Genomic DNA, 10783 nt, shown 5'->3' with positions numbered 1-10783 from the left:
CAGTACGATTGTAAGGTGTTCCTGAATGGCGAGTTTCTCGGCAACCACTACGGCGGGTCCACACCATTCAATGTAGAGCTAACCGATCACGCAAAATCGGGTCGCAACTGGTTGATGCTGTGCGTAAACAACACCCGCACGCTGGATCGTGTCCCGATGCGAAATACCGATTGGTTCAACTACGGTGGCATTTATCGGGACGTAGAGCTCTATAGAACCCCGAAAATATTCATCTCAGATTTCTTCGCCTACCTGATCCCTGACAGCTCCTACGATAAAATCGCGGTTGAGCTGCAAATCGGCGGTCCAGACAGAGCGTCCGTCACAGTCGAATTCAAAGAGTTGGGCATCAAGTCTGAGGTTCCCGTTGACAAAGACGGCTTCGGAAAACTGGTTATCCCATCAAAACCAGAGCTGTGGTCACCAGAACACCCGCGCCTCTATCAGGCAATCGCTTCTGTTGGAGAAGATCGTGTCGAAGACATGATCGGGTTCCGTCAGATAGATCAAGTCGGAACGGACGTTCTGCTCAATGGCAAGCCAATCTTTTTCCGTGGCATCTCCGTGCACGAGGATGACGAGTTTACCGGCAAAGTCTTGCGTGATGAGGATCTGGAGCAACGGTTCCGACATGCCAAAGAGCTGAACTGCAATTTCATGCGGTTCGCCCATTACCCGCACGATGAACGCGCCGCAAAAATGGCAGATCGTGAAGGCATTCTTCTATGGGAAGAGATACCGGTTTACTGGGCAATCGACTTCAAGAACCCGGATACCCTCAAAGACGCTCGCAACCAGCTTCAGGAGCTGATCAAGCGTGATCGCAACAGAGCATCAGTCGTCATCTGGTCTGTTGGCAATGAGAACCCAGACACTGACGAGCGCCTCTCGTTCATGAAGCATCTGGTTGATACCGCAAAAGAGATGGACCCGACACGCCTGACCTCTGCTGCTTGCCTTGTGAATCACACCAAGAACCGTATCGAGGATCGCCTGATCCAGCATATCAATGTGATCGGCATTAACGAGTACTATGGTTGGTATGAGGAGAATTTCGACGACCTGATCGATTTTCTGGACAACTCAGAGCCGGGCAAACCTGTCGTCATCTCCGAAACTGGTGCGGATGGTTACATCGGTGAGGGGAAGCTGGAGAAGGGCTTCTTTAGTGAGAGTTACATGGCTGAGGTTTACCGCAAGCAGATTGCCACCTTACGCCAGCGAGAATTCGTAAAGGGCATCTCACCATGGATCCTCTATGATTTCCGTGTCGAACGTCGACAGAACATGTTCCAGCAAGGTTGGAACCGCAAAGGCTTGATCGCCTCAGACAAGAAAACAAAGAAAACAGCCTTCAAACTTCTTGCAGATTTTTATGCAGAGCTGAAAGCGAAAAACTGATCTGGATTGCACCATGACATTAGACTCGAACAGAAGACGTTATCAGGATGTGGCAGAAGAGCTGGTTCGCGATTTGGCGAACGGTGCATTCGCCATTGGTGACAAGCTCCCAACAGAGCGCAAGATTTCTGAGGATCTGGGCGTCAGTCGGTCACTGGTCAGAGACGCGATGATCATGTTGGAAGTGCAGGGGCTGGTTGATGTCCGCAAAGGTTCAGGTACTTATGTTCTTCGTCTTCCGGGTGATGTGACACCAGACAGTTCACTAGAGCAGGACATTGGCCCATTTGAACTGCTGCAGGCTCGCCAGCTGCTGGAAAGCAACATTGCAGCTTTCGCCGCAACAATGGCGACCAAAGCTGATGTGATGCAAATGCGCGAGACGCTGGCAAAGGAACGGGTTGAAATTGAATCAGGTTCGGGAAGTCACAAAGCTGACGAGGAGTTCCACCGTCTGGTCGCTCAGGCAAGCCAGAACTCTGTCCTGACTGAATCAGTTGAGCATCTTTGGACCCTGCGCAAACGTTCTCGCATGTGGGAGCAGCTGCATCAGCGCATCTTTGACCAAGGCTATCAGATTAAGTGGCTGGATGATCACCAGGCAATCCTGTCGGCGCTGCAATGCCGGGATCCGCAAATGGCCCGGCAAGCCATGTGGCAGCATCTGGAGAATGTGCGCATGACACTGCTGGAGCTTTCAGATGTCGACGATCCTGCATTTGACGCATACCTGTTTGATACCGATCCGCTGGCAGCGGTGAACGATCTCAAAAAATAACCGAAGTGAAATGTTAAACCGGGCCTTGGCCCCAAAATTTGAAAAGCAAAGAGCTAAACATGGAACAGACTTGGCGCTGGTATGGCCCACATGATCCGGTCACTCTCAAAGATGTTCGGCAGGCTGGGGCAACGGGCATTGTCACCGCTCTCCATCACATCCCGAATGGCGTGGTGTGGTCAGTTGAAGAAATTCAAAAGCGCAAAGACGAGATCGAAGCTGCCGGTCTTGTCTGGTCTGTTGTCGAAAGTGTTCCGGTCCATGAGCATATAAAAACGCGCACTGGGGATTTCGAAAAGTATATCGAGACCTATAAGCAATCTATCCGCAATCTAGTGGCCTACGGCATCACCAAGATCTGCTACAACTTCATGCCTGTACTTGACTGGACACGTACAGATCTGACCTACGAACTGGAAACAGGCGCGACCTGTCTTCGCTTTGATGCAGATGTCTTCACAGCCTTCGATATCTTCATTCTCGAGCGCCCGAACGCTAAAGAAGAATACTCTGCAGAAGAAGTTGCGCGCGCAACCGCTGTCTTCGAGGCGATGTCTCAGGAAGATAAAGACGGATTGGTTAGAACGATCCTGGCCGGCCTTCCTGGGTCGGAAGAATCCTACACGGTTGCAGATATTCGCGCCCACCTGGAGCGCTACAACGGCATTGATGCAGATAAGCTCAGAGAGCATCTGGCACTGTTCCTCAAAGAAGTCATCCCAGTGTGTACAGAAACTGGAGCGGTGATGGCAATCCATCCGGATGATCCTCCACGCCCTCTGCTGGGCTTACCGCGGGTATGCTCAACTGAATCCGATTACGAATATATTTCGAAGGCAGTCGATGTACCTGAAAATGGCTTTACATTCTGCACTGGCTCTCTGGGTGTTCGGGCTGATAATGATCTTGTAGGCATTGTGCAGCGCTACGCCAAACGCATCCATTTCGTCCACCTGCGGGCCACCAAACGCGAAGACAATCCATTGTCCTTCCATGAGGCGGACCATCTGACCGGCGACGTTGATATGGTTGGTGTAATCTCAGCCTTGGTGGATGAAGAAGAGCGTAGGAAAGCATCTGGCTCTGATGATCTGATACCGTTCCGCCCAGACCACGGCCATGCCATGCTCTCAGACCTGCAAATGAAATCTGCACCGGGTTATCCAGCAGTGGGCCGTTTGCGCGGCCTTGCAGAGTTACGGGGTGTTGAAACAGCAATACGAGCGATGCGCGAACCTGCATAAGCTAATTTCGGAAAATCAAGCATGAATAAGCCGGAGCATTGCTCCGGCTTTTTTGTACTCGCTGTGAAATCAACGAATATTTTATTTGTGTAATATTATTACATAACATATAAAAGTCATCCCCTTCGTGGAGCTGCCCACGGTGAGTTGAGGTGCCTATTGTGCAATTGATTGAGATGGATGGAGTTGGGATCAAACGGCAAGGCCGTTGGTTGATCCAGAATGTGACTCTGAGTGTAAAAGCTGGTGAGATTGTAACCCTCATCGGGCCGAATGGCGCTGGCAAAAGCACGACCGCGAAAACCGCCTTAGGCGTGTTGAAAGCAGATGCCGGAAAGATCAAGCGCAAACCTAATCTCAAAGTCGGCTATGTCCCTCAAAAGCTTGCCGTGGACTGGACAATGCCTTTGACTGTCGGCCGCTTGATGAGCCTGACCGCCAAACCGTCTAGGGCTGAGATTGATAAGGTGCTGGAGAAAACGGGCATCTCGCATCTCATCAATGCCAATGTGCAGCAGCTTTCGGGTGGTGAATATCAAAGAGCACTGTTGGCAAGAGCGATCCTGCGCACGCCAGACCTTCTCGTTCTGGATGAGCCAGTACAGGGTGTCGACTATTCCGGTGAGATAGCTCTTTACAATCTGATTCTCCAAATTCGTGAGGAACTGAACTGCGGTATCCTGCTCATTTCGCACGACTTGCACGTGGTGATGGCGCAGACAGATACAGTGGTTTGCCTTAACGGCCATGTGTGCTGCAGCGGCGCACCAGAACATGTGGCAGCCTCTGATGCCTACAAGCAGCTCTTCGGGGATGCTGCCTCACAGTCTCTGGCGATCTACCACCACCATCACGACCACAGCCACAAGGCCGACGGAACAATCGTTCCATCCAAAGGGGATTCTGGAGACTGCTGCGATCATGGATGATTTTATTCTAAGAGCCATGTTGGCCGGGATTGGACTTGCGCTTGTCAGCGGACCACTCGGCTGCTTCGTCATCTGGCGTCGGATGGCTTATTTCGGCGATACCATGTCCCACTCAGCGCTTCTTGGCGTTGCGCTTGCCTTCCTGTTGAACATCAATCTCATGGTAGGCGTACTGGGTGTGACCGTGACGGTTTCCCTGTGTTTGCTCATCTTGCAAAAACGGGGGGCGCTCTCAACGGATGCTTTGCTGGGGTTACTATCGCATTCGGCTCTTGCGCTCGGCATGGTCCTGATTGCGTTCATGAGCTCAGTGCGTTTTGATCTGCTCTCTTTGCTGTTTGGGGATATCCTCGCTGTTGGCAATGAGGACGTCATTGCAATTTACGCCTGCGCCGCAGTTATTCTCGGTTTGATGTACTTTCTCTGGCGCCCATTGCTGGCGTCCACGGTCAATCGGGAACTGGCGGAAGCCGAGGGTTTCAATCCAGACCTGACACAGCTCGTTTTCATGGTCATGATGGCAGCAATCATCGCCATTGCCATGAAGATTGTCGGCGTTTTGCTGATCACTGCGCTCCTGATTATCCCAGCAGCGACAGCGCGCTGGTTTGCCAGAACACCGGAGCAAATGGCCGTTGCCTCATCTATCATCGGTGTGGCGAGTGTTATCCTTGGTCTGGAAGGCTCACTGCAGTTTGACAGCGCGTCCGGTCCATCCATCGTTGTGGCAAGCCTGTGCTTATTTTTGCTTTCATTGTTTGCATCCCGGCTCATAAACAGAGTATTGGGAAAGGAGCGAGGGCAGTAGAGCGTATTCCCGAAAAGTGGTTCCGGTTTTTGGATAAGAAGACGCTTGAGAACAAAGTGTTCGGGCTTGATGCGTGAATGCATAGGAACGCAACAAGCTTTGGAGTGAAAGAAGTGGCAATGGCAACTGCAGAAGTGAAGCTCACAAAAAATCAGCGTCTGGTTCTGGATTTGCTGTGCGCTTCAGATGCACCTATGAGCGCGTACTCCATTCTGGATCAACTTCGCTCTGAGGGACTTCGCGCACCATTGCAGGTCTACCGTGCTCTGGACAAGCTCATCGGACTGGGTCTGATCCATCGCCTTGAAAGCATGAACGCTTTTGTCGCGTGTGCACATCCCTCATGTCATTCTGTAGAGATGGTTGGCTTTGCGATTTGTGAAGCTTGTGGCAAAGCGCTGGAATTTGCTGACAATGATGTCGCGGAAATTCTGAGCGGTTGGGCAAGCGCGAATGGTTTTGATGCCAAATCAACTTCCATCGAGATTAAAGGCACCTGTGCATCCTGCCAAGAAAAGTTGGAAAGCTCCTCAGGAGCTGAGTGAGAACCTACGCCGTAGATCAAAGAGGCTGGGTACATCACTCTCTGTGTGGTGCAGTTCTGAAGGTTCGATCAGTTCTCGCGAAATCCAATTTGTCGTGTAAAGCAAAGGCTTCTTCTGTTGGCGCGACGTTGGTTGGCCGCCAAACCCGCTGCCATCGACAAGAATAAGATCACTTGGAAGTTTTTGTCGAAGTTCGGAGAGGCTGGAAAACAGCAGGGATCGGTTCTTACTACATACCTGTAATCCAGTAGCTCGTTCTGCAAGTCTTGCAAGGATATCCGGGAACGAGCGTGTACGTTCACTCACCACGTATCTCAGAAAGATGCCGGGTGAGTAATCCCCAAACAGACTTTCAATGTCGTCCTCTGGATGTACCTCGCTCCAATTGCGAAACGGAACATACAGCGCATTTTCGTTGTTATAGAAGGCTTCATGGCTAACCGTGTTGAAGTGGCCTGGATGTTTGGATGAAAACACAAGGTTCAACTGGTTCTGCTCAGGCGCGACAGCTTCGTCTATAATGCGGAGCCCACCATTATAGAGCGGATCTCCATAGGCAAGCACAAGCGCACCAGAAATGCGTTGAAACGTCTGGTCGAACTCTCTGTCCGGTGAGGGACCGATGCTTAAGAGCAAATCAGAAGCAACAAGGGTGCGCGTGGGGATCGGACATATACCGCCATGATCGCTCCAAATGACCTCAAGGTCGCTCAAACTGGCAAAATCGCTTGGCTGCACAGTTTTCTAGTCCTCTGAAAGATTGAAGCCGGGCCTTGGGAGCCTACAAAATCAATAATGAGGAAAAGTTGACGCCACGGCAAGTGCGTGTAGGGCGCAAATAGTCAAACTGGAAAAACAAATTGCTTGCTGTGGCAAGAGCGCTACAGCAACGCCACCTGTTGGACTGGTCGTTGCTGTAACACCCGTAAAAGGAAGGAGAATAAACTGCGGCGAGGGAGCGGTAATCTCGCCACAGGTGTGTCAGTTCCGTTTAAGGAGCTGCAACATACGTTGGCTGCAATGTGGAGGACGGTGTCACACCAGCACCCGCGCCTGAGATTTTGTAGCCATTGGCCCCGCGGCGTGCATTTGTCTTGGCACGCGCCGCTTTGCGGTTGCCGCCACGATAATCCACGTTGATGCCCAGCTCATTGATCATTGCGACCAGCTGAGAGCGGGAGTAAAAGCCCAGGGTGCTCAGCAGTGCAGAAACATGATGCTTCACGGTTGCTTCGGAAATTCCGAGCTCATGAGCGATTTGTTTGTTCAACTTACCTTCTTTCAAGTAAGTCAAAATGGTTGCCTGACGGCGTGTCAGATTGGCCAGACCTTCATAAAAGTCGATACCAAATGCGTTCTGTGCATCTTCGGATTCTGTGGTCACCTCAACAGTGCCGCCGGTCAAAATCGCTTTGAAGACAGAAAAATCAGCAGTCTTTGGAACAGCTGCACTTGCACCACGGGCAATGAAGTAATCCGCAAGGCCCGGGTTGTCTTGCTCAAGCAGCATGACAAGGCTGGAAATCTCATAGGTCTCCAGCAGTGCGGATGCCGTGCCGAGTCCTGGTGCCCCCTTCATACGAGGGTTCACAAGTACCACTGCGGAAGGGTGAAGTTCTACCCAAGTCTGCAACTCGGAAAAGCTTTTCGTCACAAGTACATTCACGCCATGGCACTCATTGGAGTAGATACTCGCAAGTGCTCTGGAAAATGCCGGATGTGGATCACCAATAATAACAGTGTGCATGGAAACCTTCTCCCTTAGGGTTCCAACAGTGGACTGACGCTCCCGATACATAATTTCTCCTCCCTAAACTATGCACTACGTGTTTCGTCTTATCTCTTGAAAAAAATACATGCATATGGTTTTTTTACAAGCGTTGATGTGAGGCTCCATGAAAAATAATTTTCAAGATACCGGCGAAACGCGAAAATCTACTCAGGCAGAGAAGAGTGACCGCATGCGTAAGGAGATCCTCCTTGCAGCTATCAGCTGTTTGCACGAGTTTGGCTATCACCGTGCATCTATTAAGAAAATTACCGAAAAGACCAGATTTTCGCAGGGTGCGCTGCAGCATCATTTCCCGACTAAAGAAGATCTGATGGTATTTGTTTTGGAAAGGTTGCTCGCGAAATCCGTTCGGTTGACTTTGGAGTGGTTGAACGAAATCGGTGAGGATAAAAGCAGAATTTCTGAGCTGACTATCAAATGGTGGACGAATCAGGCGAACTCTCCTGAGTACCTCACCATGGTGGAAATTCTTGTTGCAGCGCGAACGGAAGACTCGCTGCGTCGCCGCATCAAACCCACCTTCGACAACTTCGCAAAAGTGACTGACGATCGAATTCTGGCAATTTTTGATAGCAATAAAATAAGTCAGACAATCGCACGTACGCTCATCACAGCCTCGCGTCAGATGATGACAGGCCTGATCAGCTCAGATGGTTTGTTTATGAAGGAAGAAGATAAGCAGGCCTACATCGAGCACTGGGCGATGTTTTTGCAGCAGCTTATCGAGCATAGAATGCAGGAATCTGCGTAGACTTTAGTCTATGTGGCATCCGGGCACGTGGCCCGAATGCACGATCTTTTAGCAGCCGAGATTACATCAGCTGGCTAAGTTTCATTGCAACGCTCATGTCACCATCAATAGTGAACTTGCCCTGCATGAATGCCGCTGTTGGATCCAGATCGCCAGCAATCAGAGACTGAAGGTCTTCAAAGGTAACGCCGATTGTGCAATCAACGTCTTTGTTGTCGGTGGAGATGGAATTGCCATCAATCACCAAAACACCTTCGTCACCACAGTCAAACTTGATTGAGCTGTCAAAGTCGCTGGATTCTACGCGGCCTTTCAGGTCATTCAAAAGTGCGTCCATGCTCATATTTGTTCCCTCCATCTGTTAAATTACAGTGTTTGAAAAATCCGGGCAGATGCCTAAGGTGTTCTAAGTAGCTGCACTACGTATTACGCATCAGGCATCGTGTTAACGTAAGCGTAATTCAGCATGCGTTGAATGTAAAGACACCAGATTCCGCTTATTCGGGATTAGCCCTGCTGCCTTAGTAGGGCGTTATGCCAGCTGATCTGCCAAAGATTTCGTCTTCTCAGTCACAACATCGCCAGTGTGCTTTGTCGCTACCGGCTCAATGAGCACGATCCAGCATTCCTCTTGAGCAACCGGGTTATGCATTTTACCTTTGGGGACAACATGGAAGTCACCCTCATTTAGGGTAACAGCTTCCCCTTCGTACTCAATAACGACACTGCCTTTCACAACATAGAAGAGCTCATCTTCCTCATCATGCTTGTGCCAGGCGAGATCTCCTTTGACCTTGGCGACCTTAACATACTGGTCGTTTACTTGAGCGACGACGCGAGGGGACCAGTAGTCAGTGATCTTATCAAATTCAGAATTAAAATTGCCAATCATAGGAACCTCATAAAAACAAGATACTGACGGTTATATGGGGCTGTTGCAGTCTCGTACAACACAGACTGGCTTATCCGTTGACGTTTGCTTACAAGCCGTTATAAGCGCCCCCATGAACACTCCGAGCCCATCCTTTATCTACGCACCGCCCATGGAGCCTTTTCTTGATGTCGTCCATCAGGATGAGCAGCTTCTGGTCCTCAACAAGCCGAGTGGTTTGTTGAGTGTCCCCGGTCGCGCAGAAGAGCATAGGGACTGTTTGGAAAGCCGCGCTCAATCCATATACCCAACAGCAACAACCATCCATCGGTTGGATATGGATACCTCTGGCCTGCTTGTGATGGCCATGAACAAAGACGCGCACCGTCATGTCGGGCTTCAGTTCGAAAAGCGCATGACGCGAAAAACTTACATTGCCCGCGTATGGGGTCATGTCTCTGAGGATCAGGGAGAGGTTGATCTTCCTCTACGATGTGACTGGCCCAACCGCCCAAAACAGATGGTTGACCATGAGCAGGGCCGTTCAGCACTCACGCGCTGGGAAGTTGTCCGCCGCGAGGAAGCGACAACCCTTGTAAAGCTGATGCCAGTCACAGGCCGCTCTCACCAACTTCGCGTACATATGCTTGCGCTTGGTCATGTCATTGTGGGAGACCGCTTCTACGCAGACGGAGAGGCGCTGGTGTTCTCAGATCGATTGCACCTCCACGCGCAAACGCTTGAGCTGCGTCATCCCATCGGTGGCGAATACAATACCTTTACAGCTGCCTGCCCGTTTTGGGATCTGTAAGTCGCCAATATCTGCCAGACTCATTGAATTTGTAAAAATGAGTCACATTAAATACGGGTAATATCGTATTTTGTGCAGCCAGAGCGCACTATTCACAAGCACTAGGTGAAACTACCAGCAAATTATTGCAGGAAAAGAACTTTCACACAGTATAAGACAGTGCAGTTGTCCTATAAGCAAATCGCTGGCTATCTCCCAGTAAAAACCGCGATCTCACTCCGCATTAACTCATTGAATATAAAGTGTAATATCACTGATTTTACGGGTGAAAACTGTATGCAATGCTATGCAATAAATGACAAGTTTGATTATTATGACAATTCTGGCCTCTGAGAGTAGCCTTCAGATTGCCAGTTTTATGACATCCTATTCATATATCTCTGATTTTTGACTTAAGTCATGCGCCTAAAGTACAATGTGACCCAATAATACCTGTGTCGAACAGAAGAGCGGTTTCCTCCCTAGAGCTGTTTTGTGACATGTACGGATAGTTTGTCACGTTTCTGCTTCGGATTTTGCCTACGGAGAAGAGAATGCCTGTCACTAATCGCGAAGAATTAGACGCCCTTGTTGCTCGGGTTAAAAAAGCGCAACGGACTTACGCTACATACACACAAGAGCAGGTAGATAAGATTTTCCGTGCAGCGGCTTTGGCTGCTGCGGATGCTCGCATCCCACTCTCCCGCATGGCGGTTGAAGAGACTGGAATGGGCGTAATGGAAGACAAGGTTATCAAAAACCAGTTCGCTTCCGAATACATCTACAACAAATACAAGGATGAAAAGACCTGCGGTATCCTCGATGAAGATGACACCTTTGGTACCATCACCATTGCAGAACCAACAGGCATCAT

At 50.1% G+C, this 10783-nt stretch carries 12 protein-coding genes and 1 pseudogene; 9 read left to right on the top strand and 4 right to left on the bottom strand.

Features of this window, described 5'->3' with window-relative positions:
* From PPL9_RS22115 to PPL9_RS22090, 6 genes are all read left to right on the top strand, one after another.
* The coding region (locus PPL9_RS22115; RefSeq protein ID WP_057464762.1) for a glycoside hydrolase family 2 at window positions 1-1401 on the top strand (1401 nt) is incomplete at its 5' end.
* Window positions 1402-1414: 13 nt separating this feature from the next.
* Window positions 1415-2179, top strand: a complete 765-nt coding sequence (locus tag PPL9_RS22110) for an FCD domain-containing protein (protein ID WP_057464761.1) — start codon at window positions 1415-1417, stop codon at window positions 2177-2179.
* 59 nt (window positions 2180-2238) lie between these two features.
* Window positions 2239-3423 carry a mannonate dehydratase gene (gene uxuA, locus PPL9_RS22105; protein WP_057464760.1) on the top strand — a complete coding sequence of 395 codons (1185 nt, stop codon included), beginning with the start codon at window positions 2239-2241 and terminating at the stop codon, window positions 3421-3423.
* 176 nt (window positions 3424-3599) lie between these two features.
* Entirely contained in the window at window positions 3600-4352 is a 753-nt protein-coding gene (locus tag PPL9_RS22100; RefSeq protein WP_208989560.1) for an ATP-binding cassette domain-containing protein, read from the top strand.
* Window positions 4345-5160 (top strand): metal ABC transporter permease, encoded by an 816-nt coding sequence (locus tag PPL9_RS22095; RefSeq protein WP_057464758.1) that lies wholly within the window; start codon window positions 4345-4347, stop codon window positions 5158-5160. Before PPL9_RS22100 ends, PPL9_RS22095 begins: the two co-directional genes overlap by 8 nt.
* Before the next feature lie 119 nt (window positions 5161-5279).
* Window positions 5280-5705 (top strand): Fur family transcriptional regulator, encoded by a 426-nt coding sequence (locus PPL9_RS22090; protein WP_057464805.1) that lies wholly within the window; start codon window positions 5280-5282, stop codon window positions 5703-5705.
* On the opposite strand, the gene PPL9_RS22085 is transcribed toward PPL9_RS22090, so the two are convergent.
* The gene (locus PPL9_RS22085) at window positions 5691-6443 is read right to left on the bottom strand and encodes a hypothetical protein (protein ID WP_057464757.1); all 753 of its coding nucleotides are present in this window, start codon (window positions 6441-6443) and stop codon (window positions 5691-5693) included. The two genes, PPL9_RS22090 and PPL9_RS22085, sit on opposite strands and share 15 nt — an antisense overlap.
* 253 nt (window positions 6444-6696) lie before the next feature.
* Window positions 6697-7452, bottom strand: coding sequence for a response regulator transcription factor (locus PPL9_RS22080; RefSeq protein WP_208860220.1), 756 nt, complete (start codon window positions 7450-7452; stop codon window positions 6697-6699).
* Between the two features lie 148 nt (window positions 7453-7600).
* On the opposite strand from PPL9_RS22080, the gene PPL9_RS22075 reads away from it, so the two are divergent.
* Window positions 7601-8248, top strand: coding sequence for a TetR/AcrR family transcriptional regulator (locus PPL9_RS22075; RefSeq protein ID WP_057464755.1), 648 nt, complete (start codon window positions 7601-7603; stop codon window positions 8246-8248).
* Between the two features lie 61 nt (window positions 8249-8309).
* On the opposite strand, the gene PPL9_RS22070 is transcribed toward PPL9_RS22075, so the two are convergent.
* Together PPL9_RS22070 and PPL9_RS22065 are read right to left on the bottom strand one after the other, a co-directional pair.
* Window positions 8310-8591 (bottom strand): SCP2 sterol-binding domain-containing protein, encoded by a 282-nt coding sequence (locus PPL9_RS22070; RefSeq protein ID WP_057464754.1) that lies wholly within the window; start codon window positions 8589-8591, stop codon window positions 8310-8312.
* A gap of 189 nt (window positions 8592-8780) precedes the next feature.
* Window positions 8781-9140: a cupin domain-containing protein gene (locus PPL9_RS22065; protein WP_057464753.1), complete on the bottom strand. Its 360-nt coding sequence runs from the start codon at window positions 9138-9140 to the stop codon at window positions 8781-8783.
* A gap of 151 nt (window positions 9141-9291) precedes the next feature.
* Here PPL9_RS22065 and PPL9_RS22060 point away from each other — a divergent pair, with 151 nt between their 5' ends.
* Window positions 9292-9930: a pseudouridine synthase gene (locus PPL9_RS22060; RefSeq protein ID WP_057464752.1), complete on the top strand. Its 639-nt coding sequence runs from the start codon at window positions 9292-9294 to the stop codon at window positions 9928-9930.
* 533 nt (window positions 9931-10463) lie between these two features.
* Window positions 10464-10783 (top strand): annotated as a pseudogene (locus PPL9_RS34320) (bifunctional acetaldehyde-CoA/alcohol dehydrogenase); the annotation flags it as partial.

The sequence above is a fragment of the Pseudovibrio sp. POLY-S9 genome, from assembly GCF_001431305.1.
Classification (GTDB): Bacteria; Pseudomonadota; Alphaproteobacteria; order Rhizobiales; family Stappiaceae; genus Pseudovibrio.
Note: the sequence above shows the minus strand (reverse complement) of the source record. Positions and strands in the feature narration are given on the sequence as shown.